12 protein-coding genes and 2 pseudogenes are annotated in these 16,782 nt (G+C 58.0%); 11 read left to right on the top strand and 3 right to left on the bottom strand.

Going from position 1 to position 16,782, the window contains the following annotated elements; genetic code table 11:
* The 11 genes and pseudogenes from PY650_RS34165 to nodQ form a co-directional block, all read left to right on the top strand.
* A pseudogene (locus tag PY650_RS34165) lies at positions 1-84 on the top strand (acyltransferase); the annotation flags it as partial.
* Complete coding sequence (gene nodB, locus PY650_RS34170; protein WP_285884449.1) at positions 81-740, top strand: chitooligosaccharide deacetylase NodB; 660 nt, start codon at positions 81-83, stop codon at positions 738-740. The pseudogene PY650_RS34165 and the gene nodB, both read left to right, overlap by 4 nt.
* 11 nt (positions 741-751) lie before the next feature.
* Positions 752-2,110 carry a chitooligosaccharide synthase NodC gene (gene nodC / locus PY650_RS34175; RefSeq protein ID WP_285884431.1) on the top strand — a complete coding sequence of 453 codons (1,359 nt, stop codon included), beginning with the start codon at positions 752-754 and terminating at the stop codon, positions 2,108-2,110.
* A pseudogene (gene nodS, locus PY650_RS34180) lies at positions 2,013-2,745 on the top strand (nodulation methyltransferase NodS). The gene nodC and the pseudogene nodS overlap by 98 nt, the downstream one beginning before the upstream one ends.
* 35 nt (positions 2,746-2,780) lie before the next feature.
* Entirely contained in the window at positions 2,781-4,508 is a 1,728-nt protein-coding gene (gene nodU / locus PY650_RS34185) for a nodulation protein NodU (protein WP_285884433.1), read from the top strand.
* A complete protein-coding gene (gene nodI / locus PY650_RS34190; RefSeq protein WP_285884434.1) occupies positions 4,496-5,410 on the top strand; it encodes a nodulation factor ABC transporter ATP-binding protein NodI in 915 nt (304 codons plus the stop codon). Before nodU ends, nodI begins: the two co-directional genes overlap by 13 nt.
* Before the next feature lie 3 nt (positions 5,411-5,413).
* Positions 5,414-6,199 (top strand): ABC transporter permease, encoded by a 786-nt coding sequence (locus PY650_RS34195; protein ID WP_285871825.1) that lies wholly within the window; start codon positions 5,414-5,416, stop codon positions 6,197-6,199.
* 32 nt (positions 6,200-6,231) lie between these two features.
* Entirely contained in the window at positions 6,232-6,570 is a 339-nt protein-coding gene (locus tag PY650_RS34200; RefSeq protein WP_285884436.1) for a hypothetical protein, read from the top strand.
* On the top strand, positions 6,567-7,316 hold the full coding sequence (locus PY650_RS34205; protein ID WP_285884437.1) for a sulfotransferase domain-containing protein: 750 nt from the start codon (positions 6,567-6,569) through the stop codon (positions 7,314-7,316). The genes PY650_RS34200 and PY650_RS34205 overlap by 4 nt, the downstream gene beginning before the upstream one ends.
* Positions 7,317-7,321: 5 nt before the next feature.
* On the top strand, positions 7,322-8,221 hold the full coding sequence (gene cysD, locus PY650_RS34210) for a sulfate adenylyltransferase subunit CysD (RefSeq protein ID WP_285884439.1): 900 nt from the start codon (positions 7,322-7,324) through the stop codon (positions 8,219-8,221).
* Positions 8,221-10,131, top strand: a complete 1,911-nt coding sequence (gene nodQ, locus PY650_RS34215; RefSeq protein ID WP_285884441.1) for a bifunctional sulfate adenylyltransferase/adenylyl-sulfate kinase NodQ — start codon at positions 8,221-8,223, stop codon at positions 10,129-10,131. Before cysD ends, nodQ begins: the two co-directional genes overlap by 1 nt.
* Positions 10,132-10,902: 771 nt before the next feature.
* Here the strand turns inward: nodQ and PY650_RS34220 are convergent.
* The 3 genes from PY650_RS34220 to PY650_RS34230 all read right to left on the bottom strand — a co-directional run bounded on the left by PY650_RS34220 (position 10,903) and on the right by PY650_RS34230 (position 16,274).
* Positions 10,903-12,306, bottom strand: coding sequence for an IS5 family transposase (locus PY650_RS34220; RefSeq protein ID WP_285884443.1), 1,404 nt, complete (start codon positions 12,304-12,306; stop codon positions 10,903-10,905).
* A gap of 262 nt (positions 12,307-12,568) precedes the next feature.
* Entirely contained in the window at positions 12,569-15,076 is a 2,508-nt protein-coding gene (locus PY650_RS34225) for a S8 family peptidase (protein WP_285884445.1), read from the bottom strand.
* Complete coding sequence (locus PY650_RS34230; RefSeq protein ID WP_285884447.1) at positions 15,069-16,274, bottom strand: AAA family ATPase; 1,206 nt, start codon at positions 16,272-16,274, stop codon at positions 15,069-15,071. The genes PY650_RS34225 and PY650_RS34230 overlap by 8 nt, the downstream gene beginning before the upstream one ends.
* Positions 16,275-16,782: the final 508 nt, after the last annotated feature.

Raw genomic sequence — 16,782 nt, forward strand, 5'->3', positions numbered from 1 at the left:
CTTGTCATTATTCTGCCTGTTGGACGGCCAATCTCCGATTGGCCAGCTGGTACGACAATCGACCGGAACGGACCGGAGTTATGACGCACCTCGATTGCTTGTACGAAGTGCACGATCCGTGCGCTGACGGCACCGGCCAGCCCAGCGTCTATCTGACGTTCGACGACGGACCTCATCCCTTCTGCACGCCGGAGGTTCTGGATGTGCTGGCGCAATACCGGGTGCCGGCGACGTTCTTCGTTATCGGAACTTACGCGGCCGAACAGCCGAAACTCATCCAACGAATGATCGCCGAAGGGCACAAGGTCGCCAATCACACGATGACTCATCCCGACCTTACCAAATGCGGACCCGTCGAAATACAACACGAATTACTTGAAGCGAACAGGGCCATCAAGATCGCATGCCCGCTGGCATCGCTCCAGTATATGCGCGCGCCATACGGGAGCTGGACGCAAGAGGTTCTTTCTGCGTCCGCCAGCGCGGGGCTTGCGGCCGTCCACTGGTCGGTAGACCCGCGAGACTGGTCTTGTCCTGGCGTCGACGCCATCGTCGATACAGTGCTCGCCTCTATCCGTCCCGGAGCAATCGTTCTCTTGCACGACGGATGTCCTCCTAGCGAGGCGAAACCGAGCGGCGACAGCAGTCTGCGCTATCAGACCATCATGGCGCTCTCTCGTATCATTCCAGTCGTGCGCGACCGCGGATTTGCAATCCGCTCGCTTCCTCAACATCACTGAAAGCGATATCCATGAATCTGCTCGACACAACCAGCACTGCCGCCATCTCGCTTTATGCGCTGCTCTCGACTGCCTATAGGAGCATGCAGGTCGTTTATGCTCGGCCGACCAACGATTCATCGACCTCAGCAGAGCCGATCGGTTCCGCTCCCTTGCCGAGCGTGGATGTCATCATCCCCTGCTTCAACGAGGATCCGGCCACGCTTTGGGATTGCTTGGCTTCGATCGCCGACCAAGAATACGCCGGAGAACTGCGTGTCTATGTTATTGATGATGGTTCCAGCAATCGCGATGCCGTCACACCCGTACACGCAGCGTTTGCACGTGATCCAAGATTCACATTCATTCTGCTCCACGAGAATGCTGGAAAACGCAAGGCGCAAATAGCGGCGATACGCCGCTCCTCTGGCGATTTGGTGCTCAACGTCGACTCTGACACGACACTTGCTTCAGACGTCGTCATGAAACTTGCAGTTAAGATGCGTGATCCAGCAATCGGCGCGGCTATGGGCCAGTTGGCTGCCAGCAACCGGCGCGACACTTGGTTGACCCGCTTGATCGATATGGAATACTGGCTGGCCTGCAATGAGGAGCGGGCGGCACAGGCTCGTTTCGGTGCTGTTATGTGTTGCTGCGGCCCATGCGCCATGTACCGCCGCACTGCGCTCACCTTGCTGCTTGACCAGTACGAAACGCAAATGTTTCGGGGAAAGCGAAGCGATTTTGGCGAGGACCGCCATCTCACGATCCTCATGCTGAAAGCCGGATTTCGAACCGAGTACGTTCCGACTGCCATCGCGGCGACAGTTGTTCCAGACCGACTGCGCCCGTATCTGCGTCAACAACTTCGCTGGGCACGCAGCACTTTCCGCGACACGTTGCTTGCGTTGAACCTTCTGCCTGGTCTTGATCGTTTTCTCACCTTGGACGTGATTGGTCAGAATCTCGGCCCCCTCTTGCTCGCTCTGTCGGTGCTGACAGGCCTGGCACAGTTCGCGATGACTGGGACCGTGCCTTGGTGGACATGCCTGATGATTGCATCGATGACCATGATCCGCTGCAGCGTTGCAGCGGTCCGTGCTCGCCAATTTCGATTTGTAGGCTTTTCCCTGCATACCTTCATCAACATCTTTCTCCTGCTGCCCTTGAAAGCCTATGCGCTGTGTACGCTGAGCAATAGCGACTGGTTGTCGCGAGGCTCTGCTGCCAAGGCACCGGATAAAGCTGGAAAACAGAGCCCCATCCAAGATCCGCTCGCTGAGCCAAACATGAATGAATCGGCGGAAAACGAGGCTCCGTTTCGCCGATACAATCTTGCGCGCGATGCATCAAGATTGGTCGCATATGACAGCATTGCCAGCGACAAGTAATGGTTGCTTTACCAGGGTGCACGGATTTGAAACTTCAAGAGAATTATCAATTGTTGAATCGGGAACTGGCGACAGTCGATCCATGGCGCCTCGACGGTAATCCGTTCGAACGCGAGCGTCATGCGCAAATGCTTCGGCTATCGCTTGCCCAAGGTGCCATCACAAGCGCGCTCGAAGTCGGCTGCGCGGCCGGCGCCTTCACCGAGAAACTAGCGCCTCACTGCCAGCGGCTTACCGTTATCGACGTCGTGCCACGAGCAATTGCTCGAACTCGTCAACGGATGAATAAGCCCGCGCACGTCAGCTGGATCGTCGCGGACGTACAACAGTATTCCTCCGAAGAGCTGTTCGATCTGATCGTCGTCGCGGAAGTTCTTTATTACATCGGGGGCATTGCCGAGATGCGCATGGCGATCGGCAACCTGCTTCGGATGCTTGCGCCAGGCGGCCATCTGGTTTTCGGCTCGGCACGCGACGCAAACTGCCGGCGCTGGGGTCATGTTGCTGGCGCCGAGACGGTCATCGCCATGCTGAACGAAAAGCTGGTGGAGGTGGAACGTCTTGAGTTCCGGGGTCACTCGGACAACGAAGACTGCGTGCTCGCGCGTTTCCTCAATCCGGTTTCCTCTTCCTGATCAATCGAATGGTCGACGTTAGACATGGAGACACTATGCGCATCTGTGGTATCAAACTGACCCATGACGGGGCGATCGCCCTTATCGAGGATGGACGACTCGTCTTCTGCATTGAGCAGGAGAAGCGTGACAATAATCAGCGATATCAAACCATCGGCAATCTGGAGGCAATCGTCACCGCTTTGGCCGAACACGGCCTGAATTTGCGGGATATCGATCACTTCGTCATCGACGGCTGGGACGGAGAGGTCGAGTCGCAGTTCCAGGTCCTCAGTGGTGCGGTTCCCCTTACCCTCAAGGGAGCGCCTTATGTTGAACGCCATGCCGAGGGTGTTCTCGATTCGCTCGATGGCTCCGGTCTTATCCTCGATGATCACGTTTTTTCTTATCGGAGCTATCCACATGTGAGCGGCCATGTCGCCTCCGCATATTGCACCAGCCCGTTTGCCAAGGCCGGAGAACCTTCATTCTGTTTGGTGTGGGATGGCTGCATCTTCCCGCGTCTTTACTACGTCGATGCTCAGGGAGCCCGGTTCCTCGAATCCTTGTTCCCAATGATAGGGCAAGCCTACGCGGCCGCGGGTCACTACTTCGGACCTTACAAGCGGGCGAGCCGCGCGGGCTGGGATCTAGGTGTCGCCGGCAAGCTGATGGCCTATATCGCGCTTGGGTCAATTGATGAAGACATCGTTGAAGTGTTTGAGGATCTCTACGAGAAGCACTTTTCCGGCGATACCGAAATTGCCCGCCGTTACCGCGCAAACATCAACGACGCCGAGGCATCGCTTGTCGCCGTGCATGATTTCTTCGATGCCAGCGTGCTCCGATTAGAGGACAAAGCACCCGAAAATGTGCTTGCATCATTCCATTCTTTCCTTGAGCTTCTCCTGGTCGGCGAATTGGCTCTTTGCTTGCAGCGCCATTCTTTCCCCGGGCTGCGAAATTTGTGCGTAGCCGGCGGTTGCGGTCTCAACATCAAATGGAACAGTGCACTGCGTGGAACTGGTCTGTTCGACGCCGTCTGGGTCCCGCCTTTTCCGAATGATAGCGGTTCTGCAATCGGTGCCGCTTGCTGCGCCATGGCGGCTGACGAAGGCTTCGTGCCGCTCGAGTGGTCGGTCTATAGTGGCCCGGCTCTGAAAAATGGCGATGTGCCGCCCGGATGGAAAGCCGCGCCGTGCACCATGTCAGAACTCGCCACGATTCTCGCCGGCAACAAGCCCGTCGTCTTTCTTGCCGGGCGCGCTGAGCTCGGACCGCGAGCATTGGGAGGCAGAAGTATTCTCGCAGCCGCGACTTCACCGGAAATGAAAGACTATCTCAACGAAGTCAAACTTCGCGAACACTTCCGGCCGGTGGCGCCGATATGCCTGGAGGACCGGGCGCCGGATATATTCAGTCCCGGCACGCCCGATCCTTACATGTTGTTCGACCACCAGACACGCCCGGAGTGGCAGGCCAAAATTCCCGCCGTCATGCATCTCGACGGATCTGCGCGTTTGCAGACCATTTCCAGAAGCTCTCGACATGAGGTTACCGAGCTCCTCATCGAGTATGAAAAACTCACAGGCATTCCGTTGCTTTGCAACACGAGTGCAAATCTCCACGGCTGTGGCTTCTTCCCGGATGCCGCCGCGGCCTGCCAATGGGGGCGCATCGAACATGTATGGTGCGACGGTCTGCTATTTACCAAGGAGCAGGTAACCGGACTGCCGCCAGAAGGTAGTGCACACAATACGAAGATGAGCGCATGTCCGCGGTAGCAATCGAGCTTGACGGCGTCAGGAAGTCATACGGCGACAAAACCGTTGTCGACGGGCTGTCGTTTTCCGTCGCAGCCGGAGAATGCTTTGGCCTGCTGGGGCCGAACGGCGCTGGAAAAAGCACAATTGCGCGAATGCTTCTCGGCATGACTCTCCCTGACGCCGGCAAGATCACCGTGCTTGGTGTGCCGGTGCCGGCGCGCGCGCGCATGGCACGCAGGCTAATCGGCGTCGTCCCCCAGTTCGACAATCTCGACGCCGAGTTCACCGTGCGCGAAAATCTTTTGGTGTTCGGACGCTATTTCGGCATGCGCACATACGAGGTCGAAAAGGTCATTCCGTCGCTACTCGAGTTCGCGCGCCTCGAGAGCAAGGCGCATGCACGCGTTTCCGAGCTGTCCGGCGGCATGAAGCGGCGCCTGACGCTAGCACGTGCGCTGATCAACGATCCGCAGCTGCTGGTCATGGACGAGCCGACCACGGGTCTCGATCCGCATGCGCGCCACCTGATCTGGGAGCGTCTTCGGGCGCTTCTGGCGCTCGGTAAGACGATTATCTTGACCACCCACTTCATGGAAGAGGCCGAGCGGCTGTGCGACCGCCTGTGCGTCGTCGAGAGGGGACGCATCATCGCCGAAGGCCACCCGCACGCGCTTGTCGAGGAGCAGATCGGCTGCCAGGTGATCGAGATATACGGCGGCAACCCGCAAGAACTGCATTCTCTGATCCGGCCATATGCGCAACGGTTGGAGGTGAGCGGCGAGACGCTCTTTTGTTATGCGTCCGATCCGGAGCCGGTGCTGGCGCAAATGCGCGGGCGAACGGGACTGCGTCTTTTGCAGAGACCACCGAATCTGGAGGACGTTTTTTTGCGGCTGACCGGACGCGAGATGGAGAAATGAACGATGGGTGAAGGTTGCTCGACAACGCTGCCGGCTAACGCTTGGAACTGGATCGCGGTGTGGCGCCGCAACTATCTGGCATGGAAGAAGGTCGCGCTTGCGTCGATACTCGGCAATCTCGCCGATCCGATGATCTACCTGTTCGGTCTCGGGTTCGGCCTGGGAATAATGGTCGGCCGCGTTGACGGCGCTCCATATATCGCATTTCTGACCGGCGGCATGGTTGCGGCAAGTGCCATGACCTCCGCCACCTTCGAAACGATTTATGCGGCTTTCGCTCGCATGCAGACGCACCGCTGGGAAGCAATCCTTTACACACAACTCACCCTTGGCGATCTCGTCCTTGGCGAATTGGCATGGGCCGCGACCAAGGCTTTTCTGGCCGGCACCGGGATCTTGGTCGTTGCCACTATTCTTGGCTATGCGGCATGGCCTTCGGTCCTCTATGTACTGCCGGTCATCGCGCTGACCGGATTTGCATTTGCGAGCCTGGCGATGGTCGTCATGGCACTTGCACCCAGTTACGACTATTTCATTTTCTACCAGACGCTCGTCCTCACACCCATGTTGTTTCTGTGCGGCGCGGTGTTTCCGGCCACACAGCTGCCCGGCGGATTTCAGGAAATGGGGCACTTCCTGCCGCTCGCGCATGCGATCGACCTCATTCGCCCGGCAATGCTTGGCCGGCCTCCGGTCAATGTCGGCCTGCACGTTGGTGCGCTTTGCCTCTACGCGGCCTTGCCGTTCTTTCTTTCCGCAACACTGTTGCGACGGCGCCTCATGCCCTGAAGCCATGACCGCTTACGAAAAGGAGATATGAAATGCAGTATCGCGAACTCGGCCGCAGCGGCCTGAAGGTAAGCGCGCTCGGCTTCCCTAATGCAACTGACGCACAACTTCGCCGCTGCCGAAGTCACTTTATCACGCGAAATTCTGGATGGAATCCAGTCAATTTACCAGCGTTACGGATCTCCAGCAACATGATGAGCTTCATCGGTTTTTCGGCCCGATCGCGCGACCTCTGGCCCTCGGTCCGATTTTGGGGAACTGCCACAAAGAAGCAGCCGGAGAGCCCTTACGCTCGCCAGCGCGACCGCGGAGTTCTTGTGCAGGCGCCGCCCGCCTTTGTGATCAATATCAGTTGGAAACATGCGCAATGATCCATTCCGTATCGTCGCCCGAGCCATTTGTAATCCTCGCAATGCCGCGAACTGGGACGCACTATCTCGAAGCGTTGCTGAACGACCATCCTAATGTGTTGAGCAACGGAGAGTTGCTCAACAGCTATGATGAAAATTGGCCCGATAAGGATCGTCTGCGGCACAGCGATCGCGAGCTTCTCGAGCTTGCCTATCTGCGCTATCCGCCGAGCGAAAAGAAGGTGACGCGCGTCGGTTGTAAAATCAACGAGCCTCAATTTTATGACCGTCCGGGCTTTTTCGACGAATTGGCGCGTTGGCAAGGCCTGAAGGTCATTCTGCTTACTCGCAATACATTGGAATCCCTGCGATCGCTCATGCAGGCAAGGCAAACGGGTCAGTGGCTGAAATTTAGCCCGGACAGTAATGAGCCCCCAAGTGTCTGGCTGTCAGTTAACGCATGCGAAGCCTATTTCAAAGCTGCCGACGATTTCCACGCGCGGGTCAAAGGTGCGTTCGATCCGAGCAAACTGCTGGTGATCGAATACGAGGATCTTCTTCTCAAACCGAGCGCATGCCTGGCAACCGTTTTGGCCTTCCTGGGAGCTCCCGCGCATCAGCCTTCCAATCGTGCCACCATTCAACGGCAGGAAACACGGTCGATCACTCGCTCGCTGCAGAATTTTGAAGAGCTACGGCGGCACTTTGCAGGTGGGCCTTACGCGAAGTTCTTCGAGCTTGACGACGCATCGGCTCCGCAAGGATAAATAAGATGTCATTCGACAATCTGCGATACCTCGAATCCGAAGCCATCCATATCATTCGGGAAGTCGCTGCGACCTTTTCAAATCCGGTTGTGCTCTATTCCATCGGAAAGGACTCTTCCGTTTTATTACATCTTGCAATGAAGGCATTCTTCCCGGGAAAACCGCCCTTTCCCTTTCTTCATGTGGACACCCTGTGGAAGTTTCGGGAGATGATCGCCTTCCGCGACCGTACGATGCGGGAACTAGACCTGAGATTGATTGTCCACGTCAATCAGGATGGCATCGATCAGGGTATCAATCCCTTTCGAGACGGCTCCAACGTGCACACGCACGTGATGAAGACCATGGCGCTGCGCCAGGCGTTGGACAAATACCGTTTCGATGCTGCGCTCGCAGGCGCCCGCCGCGACGAGGAGAAATCGCGAGCGAAAGAACGGATCTTTTCCATTCGCAACGCCCAGCACGCCTGGGATCCGAAACGCCAGCGTCCGGAGATGTGGAGAACCTACAACACGCGTGTCAGCGCAGGCGAAACGATGCGCGTCTTTCCGCTTTCGAACTGGACCGAGCTCGACGTCTGGCGGTACATCCAAAAGGAAAATATTGCCGTCGTGCCACTCTATTTCGCAGCGCCGCGGCCCGTCGTGCGCCGCGGTACGACGACGATCATGGTCGACGATGAGCGCATGCCGCTTGACCCCGACGAAACCGTCACGCAACGCATGATCCGTTTCCGCACGCTCGGCTGCTACCCTTTGACGGGCGCGATCGAATCCAGTGCGGCGACGGTTCCAGAAATTTTGCGCGAGATCGTGGAGGCGCGCACCTCCGAGAGACAGAGCCGGCTGATCGATCTCGACGAGGCCGGCGCAATGGAGAAGAAGAAGCGCGAAGGGTACTTCTGATGTCATATCCATTTTCGATATCAGCGCATGACATGGAAGAGCATCTGGTCCAAGAGGACAAAACACCGGTTCTTCGATTCATCACCTGCGGCTCGGTCGACGACGGCAAATCGACCTTGATCGGTCGATTGCTTTGCGATGCGGATTTGGTCTTCGAAGACCAATTGGCAGACCTTCGCCGCATCGGTATCCGCGGCGGCAATGGCGAGGAAATCGATTTCTCCCTGCTGCTCGACGGCCTTGAGGCAGAGCGCGAGCAGGGCATCACCATTGATGTCGCATATCGCTATTTCTCCACGTTGAAGCGCAAGTTCATCGTTGCCGATACACCCGGTCACCACGAATATACGCGCAATATGGTAACGGGCGCATCGACGGCCGATCTTGCCATCATCCTCGTCGACAGCCGCCAAGGCATACTCCAGCAAACGCGCAGGCACTCCTATCTCGCCTCGCTTCTCGGCATACGCCATGTCGTGCTGGCGGTGAACAAGATCGATCTCGTGGATTTCAGCGAGCCGGTATTTGATGCCATCGTGGCCGAATATGTAAGCTTCTCGGCGAAGCTGGGTTTTGCCAGCATAACGGCCATTCCGATGTCCGCCCGCTTCGGAGACAATGTTGTGCTGAAATCCGGGCAATTACCCTGGTATCAAGGCCCGGCCCTTCTTGAATATCTGGAAACTGTTGAACTCGACCCAGCTGATAAGCAAAGAGCCTCACGTTTTCCTGTTCAGCTCGTCATGCGGCCCAATCCGGATTTTCGCGGCTATGCGGGCCGGATCGCATCCGGAAAAATTGCCGTCGGCGATCCGGTGGTCGTCTCTAAATCAGGGCGGCGCTCCTCGGTCAGGGCGATCATTGCACCCGACGGCAACCAGATATCTGCCGCAGAAGGGGAACCGGTAACCTTGGTTCTTGCCGACGAGTTAGATGTCTCCAGGGGCGACATGCTGGTTGACCCCGCCTCAAGACCTTTTGTCGCCGACCAATTCCAGGCGCATCTCATTTGGTTCGATGCCAATCCGATGCTCCCCGGACGAAGCTATCTCTTGCGAACGGAAACGGACAGCGTCGGCGCCACGGTGACTGCGCTCAAGCACCAACTGAATGTCGATAGCTTCGTTCGCGAACCAGCTAAATCGCTTCAGATGAACGAGGTGGGCGTCTGCAACATCATGACGCAACGACCGATCGTGTTTGACGCCTACGAGGAAAATAGGTCAACGGGCAATTTCATCATCGTCGATCGGGTAAGCAGCGCGACCGTCGGAGCCGGCATGATTGATTTCCCGCTTCATCGTGCCGACAACGTTCATTGGCAAGCGCTCGACGTCGACAAGGCCGCTCGCACCGCGCTTAAGAACCAAAAGTCCGCTGTTCTTTGGTTCACCGGTCTGTCGGGCTCGGGCAAATCGACGATCGCCAACGCGCTCGAGGCGCTCCTGCATACATGCGGCAAGCATACCTATCTCCTGGACGGAGATAACATACGCCACGGTCTCAATCGCGATCTTGGCTTTACCGCGGCTGATCGGGTCGAGAATATACGCCGCGTCGCCGAGGTCGCCAGGTTGATGGCCGACGCTGGGCTGATCGTAATTTGTTCCTTCATTTCGCCCTTCCGTGAGGAGCGACGTATGGCGCGCGAGCTTTTGGAGGAAGGCGAGTTCATCGAGATCTTTGTCGACACGCCTTTGGAGGAATGTGCGCGGCGCGATCCGAAGGGACTCTATAAAAAGGCCTTTGCCGGCAAGATTGCCAACTTCACCGGCGTCTCGTCTCCCTATGAGGCGCCTGAGGATCCGGAACTTCATCTCAAAACGGTTGGCCAAGAGCCGGCGGCGTTAGCGCTTCAGATAGAGGAGTTCCTTCGAAGGCGAATGGAGGAGAAACAGCGCCTGGTTTAACGCTCGCTTTTTTTGGCGTGCGCTGGGCGTCAGTCATCCGAGCGGCGGTTTGGTGTTACCCGCGGCTCAGGCTTTAGTTCGGCAAACTTGCGAAATTGCAGATCCTCTTTCGGCAGACGATTGATGTCGAGGCATATTGCGTCCGAGATGTTCATCTGGTGTGTTCCGCTCGGCTCTTCATCATTTCAGCAACTGCAGCATTTGCTTCGTGATCGACCGATGTGCGGTCAAACGTATCAATCATCAAGCCTCCCGGCGCCGACGTGCTGTGGCTGGCGAGGCAGGGCCGACACTTCGCAGTTACGAACGAGTGTCGGTGGCCAGCTCCCCTGGGTCTTTGTTCAAGTCGATCTCTTCGAAACTGAACAGGTCGAAGCGTCGCCGTCACGGACTTCCCCAATGCCACTCCACACGGCGACAGCATTCCGGTAGGTCTGGGCCCTCGCCGAATACGTTGCGCAAGAGGTTTACCGGCAGATGGCTAGCACCAGCTTGCTAGGGATGGAACGGTCTCAGACCGCGATTGCCCTGAGCGCCTTATCCAGGGAAAATCGCCCTATTGAGCCATTGGCGAACGTCACGCCAAAGCAGCGTGTGGTGTAGCCTTCATCGCGCTCGTAGGTCGGGTAGAAGGATGTTGGGGACGAGGGAAGCGGCCAATTGGTCTTGGCGCAATAATCGCGGTAGAGTGCCGCTATATCCGCCAGATCACCGCCCGAGAATGGCTGCTTAAGGTCGTTGCGGTCGAGCGTCGTCCGTGAAGAACGACGATTAGACGATTGCCGGCATCGGGTTTGATGGTTTGAATATTGGATTTTGCGCTTTGGATAGGGCCAGGACTGCACGGATGATGGCCACGCAAAACCTGATCCATGCGAGGATGCGGCGGAAGTTGTAGCCCACGGCTGCGAGGATGGCGTTGACGGCGTCGCCGGTGATTCCAGCGAGATGATTGCGGCCCATGCGGTGGTCTTCTTTTAAATGTCCAATGACGGGTTCGACGGCGGAACGTCTGCGCATCTGGCGTTTGATGTGTTCGGTCATCCCGCGTTTCTGGCCTGCGGTATAAACCTTGAAGCGGTGGGTTTGCGGAGCGTTGTGGCCCTTGTAACCGGCATCGGCGATGATGCGGGAAAGCGTTGCTCCGACCTGGGCCTCGATGGCCGGTATGACGGTTTCGAGCGTGTGGCCGTCATAGGGTTTGCCGGGCAGCGCCTGAATGTGAGTGACGAACTGGCCGCCTTTCGATCGGTTGAGCGTTGTGGCGACGGAGACCTTGACGCCGAATTCGTAAGGCTTGTGGGCCTTGCCCTTGCCGATGCATTCGACCTCCGGAGCGTGCAGACTGAAGACGCGAAGGTCGGCATCCTTGGGCAGACCCTTGACGCGATTGAGATTGCGGTTTCCAGCATGGACCCGTCTGGCCAGCATCAGTTCGTGGGCAACCGCCGCCTCAAGTTCTGCGTCGTCCTTTGCCTTGCGCACCATGTCGCGAATGACACGGCCGAGATAGGTCTTCAGCGTTCTCAGCGCTTTACCTGCCCGCTTGAACTGCTTGGCGTGCGCGTATCTCTGGTGTTTGATGAGGGCGATCTTACCGACCCGTGCATAGGATTGGCGAAGTTCGATCCCAAGCGTGTTGGCCAACCGCACCAGCCGCTCGCGAGAGCGATGCATCAGCCGGGCATCGGTCGGATGGGCAGCGGCCTTTGGCTGCACGGTGGTATCGACGATCGCCGCGGTGAAGTCTACGGGCTTGGCCGCGCCTGTGCGAACCGCCGAGGCAAGGCTTTCCTGAAGCAGGGCGTTCAGTTTCTCCTCGCCCATCCTTTGCCGCCAGCGCGTCATCGACGAACGGTCGAACGGCAAGTCATGACGGAAGAACTCCTCGCCGCAGAACAGTTGGTAATAGGGATTTTCCACCCACCGCTCGCACAAGGCCTCGTCGGATAGGTCGTGCATCGATTTGAGAATGGCAAGCCCGGCCATCAACCGGGTTGGCAGCGGCGGATGGCCGGGTGCATCTGTGTAGACCGCCCCGCAGCGCTCTTCCAAAAACCGCCAATCGATCGCCCGACCAAGCCGCGCCAGGGCATGTTTCATATCGACGATCTGATCGAGCCGTGCCCGGAAAAGATCATTCTGCCCGCTGTCTCGCCGCTCCTTCGGAAGCATTCCAACGCTCCATCAAAACACCGTCCAACAGAGAGAATCACGTTTTTTCCCGCGGCGCAATTTGCAAGTTTCTCCGAAAGAGAACCTCACAAACTTGCAAAAACCTATACTTCAAAACTTTGGATAAGACCGCCGATTCAATGTGTTACGCGTACTTCACCGGCGACTCGAGCATCGGCGCGAAATGTTGCTTCGCGGAGGTGATGGTCGCAAAGGTGCGGCCGGTTTCGAGAGACACTGATTTCGCCATGTCTGCCCCCTATCAAACCCTTGGTGTAATGCGGGCCGCGGTTCGGATATCCGCGATCTGCGTGCCAAGCGCCTGAAGGCTCTGACGCATATCGTTGAACACAGGCTGTTCAGCATCCGGATCACTGATCGTGACGATAGCCGTGAACGGCACGCCTTCCTCCGGCATGACCTCTCCGGCACGGGTCAGATAGTCCACGAACAGCCGCCAGTTGGAGGAAGCGCCAACACCCTTCGGGAAGGTCTTGGCCAACACTTTAACCGGGCTCCACTTCAGATCATATTCGATGCGCTCGGCCTCGATGACCTGTGCTTCGCGTTTTGACGGAAGATAGAGGGGCTCTAGTTGCCCTTTCCATCCACCCTTTGGCTTTTCCTGCTGCAAGGTGGCATTGATGTTCACGCGAACAAACTCCGAGCCAAACCGCGCATCGAGAGGCGGGGTGGAGACCAAGGTGATCTTCGCCCGACCTCGGCATTTCCCGCCCGGCCCGACCAGCGAGGTGGGCCAAGGGAAACGGAAGTTGATCTGCTGATCGCGTTGAATCCGCGATGCGAAAACAAGGGTGATACTATGATCGCCGGTCTCAAGGATCCGATCCGCCGAAGGCGGGAGACCAAAGCCCACCATATGACGCGCGATCGGCGCGAGCTCCTTCGGTTGCAAAGGCACCGGCATTTCGGCGTGATGGACCATCAGGGCGATCAGCGTTTCGCGTGAGACCTCGCCTTCGATGGCATGATCAAGAACGGCGGCCCTTTTCGCGGCGAGCGGCGCAGCATAGCTGGTGCCGCAGCCATCCACGACGGTTCCGTCGGGCAGGAGGGAAAAGAGGCCATGCCCGAGTTCGGGATGTAACGAGCCAGCGCCACCGATATGTGCAAGATCGGGTTTCACACCCGCACGCAAACCGGGACCACGCCTGCTGAAGCGAGTCGGTGCAAAAGCCACGCAGCCGCTGTGTCCCGGCGGGTTGAGCGCCGCGACGGCGACGTTGCGAGCGCTCTCTGCAGGGGTCAACAGGCTATCGTTGCGAGCAGTTGCAAGATTGGCGAGGGCTGCGGTCGCATCGGCGGGCCATTCAGCCCGCAGATCCTGTGGCTGAATATTGCCCGCCGAAATGAACATGATCGCATTGTTGCTCTCAGCGATATGATCGAGGCGCGCAGCGTGTGGGCTGTAGCGATCAGGGGCGGCCGGCTGCAAAATGTTGAGGCTCATGTTGAACACCCGGACCCCATGCCGGGCGCGAGCATCGGATACTGCCGTCTCCATTTCGTCGAAGAACTGGGGAAGACCTTCGGGGTAGTAGGACGCGAAGGCTCCTGCCTTTCGTTCGTTCGGGAACACGGCGACGTCGACCAACTCTGCGCCATCGGGTTCGGGACAGATCTCCACGCCATTCAAGGCGCCGCCCACTGCCGCCAAACCACTAATGAACGTGCCATGCGCAAGGTCAGCATCTTCGTCAGCGAGAATGTCCCAGCGATCGATAACCCACTCGGACAGCGCATCGCTGATGCCACCGTCAATGATCCCCATCCGAGGGTGTGTTCGACGACTGTCGCGAACCGGAAGAGCAAGGTCGGTCGGTCGCGTGCGGGCGATAGGATTGACCGACTGACTTGCACGGACAACGATGCCTGGCAATTCGATGCGCCGGACCAACGGATGACTATCAAGAAAGCCAAGCAGGCGGGCGTGGCGCCCAGTGTCAGCGCTGAATGGCGCCAACTCGCGGCCGCGTTCACTGACCGTGGAACCGGTCAATTGCAGGACCGGGTGATCGCTCGATTGGTCAAGGCGGACGGAAAGGAGAGGATGCTTGTCGCGGTGATCAGACAGCCGTTCGACCGTCACGCCGCCATTGAGCTGGCTGAAACCTGCGATGAAGCTTTCGACGAGCCGGCGTTGGCCCGCATCGAGACGATCCCATTCGGAACGGGGCGGCAGGGCCTCGAATAATTCGACTTGATAGCTGCCGCCGGTCGCTGGCTTGGAGAGCCATGCAACGGCCTCCTCCACGGAGAAGCTACGGCGGTCTGAGGGGCCATAAAGTTCGATCCGGTCAATCGCACCCGTCTCGCTCTTGCGAGCAGTGGGATGAGGTTCGTCCTTCTGCTTGTTCTCGTTGAAACGCATCTCCGTATGAGTCTCGGCTTTATCGATCTCCGATGAGACTTGCTGCAGGGCGCCGGGGCGCGCGGCAACGATCATGACACCCAGATCACCCCCGCCCACGACCGGCGTGCGATCGTTGCGGAATAGACTCGCGACCGGGCGATGGCTCTTGGCCCATGCCTCCCGGCGCAGGATGACTTTCACAAAGCCGACATCACCCTGAGCTTGGGCACTCAGAACCCCCGAGATCGTGTCGATCTGGTTCATGAGGGCCGCCTTGTGCTTGGCGAATTCGGCATCGCGATGCGCGAAGAAGTCCTTGTGTCCGCCTCCGCCGCCAGCGTCGCGGGCTTCCTCATAATTCTCGGGGTTGAGGATGATCTGGATCGGGCTAGCCATTGGAAACCTCACCTTCGCCCATCTTGGCTACGCGGCCAAGCTGCCGGCTGACTGTTGATTTGTCCTTGCCGGCGATTTCGCCAATATCAGCCATGGAGAAGCCAAGGATCGGGTCATCGCGCATCGCGCGGAACAGATTGCCTGCATCATCGAACAGCAACGCCCGCCGTTCGCTTTGAACCCGCGCCGCGTTCAGGGTCGCGAACTGTCGCAGCGTGTCCAAAAGCCCGCGCCTGTCCTCATCCCGTACAGTCGTCGCCTTTTTGTATGTCCGCACGAGCGACTCGATCTCAGCCCCGGTGGAGCCCTCGGTGAACCACGAAATCAGACGCAAATGGCTGTCTGGCGCCTTCACAGGGCGCATGAAATGCGCGGCAATAGCCTTACGGATCTCGAAGTCGGGCTTGGGGATTTCGAGCTGGACCTCGAAGCGCCGCCAGACAGCCGAATCCAGTAGCTTGGGATGATTGGTGATGCCGATCGTAAAGCCCACATCGCGGCGAATATCGAGATTCTGCAGGAGCGCGTTCACCACCCGCTTGATCTCGCCGACCTCCTGCGGATCATCTCGAACTTTCGCGATGGCGTCGAACTCATCCAGCAGCAAAACGCAACGATGGCGGTTCGCGAACGTGAACAGGTTGCCGATGTTTCGCGCCGTCGTGCCGAGAAACGATGACACGAGGCCGTCAAGCTTCACAAGCACTACGGGCAGATCAAGCTGCTGGGCGATCCAGAGTGCCAGACGAGTTTTGCCCGTGCCGGGAACACCGTAGATGAGACAGGTCTTCGATGGCCGAATGTCGATTTCGGCGAGCGCATCGAAATTTGCCCATTCATCAATGATTGTGCCGATGGCCTGACTGACGGTCTCGTTGAACAAGGGAGCCGCTGACTGGATGTCAGCCGGAAAGATAATGTCAGCAAGCGGGGCCGACGTTTCACGATCGACAGGCACCGGCGTGTTGCGGGTCAGAGGTTCACCAAAAATCTGCGTCTTGGACCGTTCGATGCGGCGCGGGGCAAGTTCCTTGCTCCGGTCGGCAGTCGTAAGAATGCTGGCCAAGGCAGCCGACTGCTGCTGTTCGCCATCTTTGGCTAATGCGTCACGCAGGCGCTCGATCTGCTTGCGCAGAGCTGGAGAGGCATCCGCCATCGCGGCGCGGCAGAGGGCTTGGATGATAGTAAAATGGTCCATGAAAAATCCTCGGCGCGTTGCACGGTTACGCCACTATGATGCATATATAACAACAAACGGTGTATCGCAATCGGAAAATGGTGCGCATTACTGATATTTGGTGCACCATGTCAGCGCCGGGTTGCGTCGGTTCTGGCTTTTGGTGCGGAAACACAGCGCCGGGGCCGCGGCACCGACGCGGCTGGGGAGCGCTCTTGCGAACAGTGGTAGGCCGATGCCCACCACCAAATTGCTACTTGAATCGAGGCACTCGGCCTTGGCTGGCACGGTATCGCCGAATTTGATCGAGCCATTTCAGGAGCCGGTGACTAGAGCAATTCCAGGATAAGTGCGAAACGGTTTTCCGTCCGGAATTGCGTAAAAACAAAGGGCTAGAGCGGGAAAGCGATTCCGTGAAACGCTGAACCGCTCTAGTACTACAGTTGCGTTTGATCTCTTGATTTATAGTGAGCGATCATTGCAGACGCTTGATGCATGCGCCGCCAGAGTGACCATGCGAAGATAAAAC

It is taken from the genome of Martinezella calliandrae, assembly GCF_030272695.1.
Classification (GTDB): domain Bacteria; phylum Pseudomonadota; class Alphaproteobacteria; order Rhizobiales; family Rhizobiaceae; genus Rhizobium; species Rhizobium calliandrae.

Coding starts and splice junctions, on each gene's coding strand:
- PY650_RS34220 (WP_285884443.1), bottom strand. CDS start 12,306: ATGCTTCCGAAGGAGCGGCGAGACAGCGGGCAGAATGATCTTTTCCGG.
- PY650_RS34225 (WP_285884445.1), bottom strand. CDS start 15,076: ATGGCTAGCCCGATCCAGATCATCCTCAACCCCGAGAATTATGAGGAA.
- PY650_RS34205 (WP_285884437.1), top strand. CDS start 6,567: ATGATCCATTCCGTATCGTCGCCCGAGCCATTTGTAATCCTCGCAATG.
- PY650_RS34200 (WP_285884436.1), top strand. CDS start 6,232: ATGCAGTATCGCGAACTCGGCCGCAGCGGCCTGAAGGTAAGCGCGCTC.
- cysD (WP_285884439.1), top strand. CDS start 7,322: ATGTCATTCGACAATCTGCGATACCTCGAATCCGAAGCCATCCATATC.
- PY650_RS34230 (WP_285884447.1), bottom strand. CDS start 16,274: ATGGACCATTTTACTATCATCCAAGCCCTCTGCCGCGCCGCGATGGCG.
- PY650_RS34195 (WP_285871825.1), top strand. CDS start 5,414: ATGGGTGAAGGTTGCTCGACAACGCTGCCGGCTAACGCTTGGAACTGG.
- nodI (WP_285884434.1), top strand. CDS start 4,496: ATGTCCGCGGTAGCAATCGAGCTTGACGGCGTCAGGAAGTCATACGGC.
- nodC (WP_285884431.1), top strand. CDS start 752: ATGAATCTGCTCGACACAACCAGCACTGCCGCCATCTCGCTTTATGCG.
- nodQ (WP_285884441.1), top strand. CDS start 8,221: ATGTCATATCCATTTTCGATATCAGCGCATGACATGGAAGAGCATCTG.
- nodB (WP_285884449.1), top strand. CDS start 81: ATGACGCACCTCGATTGCTTGTACGAAGTGCACGATCCGTGCGCTGAC.
- nodU (WP_285884433.1), top strand. CDS start 2,781: ATGCGCATCTGTGGTATCAAACTGACCCATGACGGGGCGATCGCCCTT.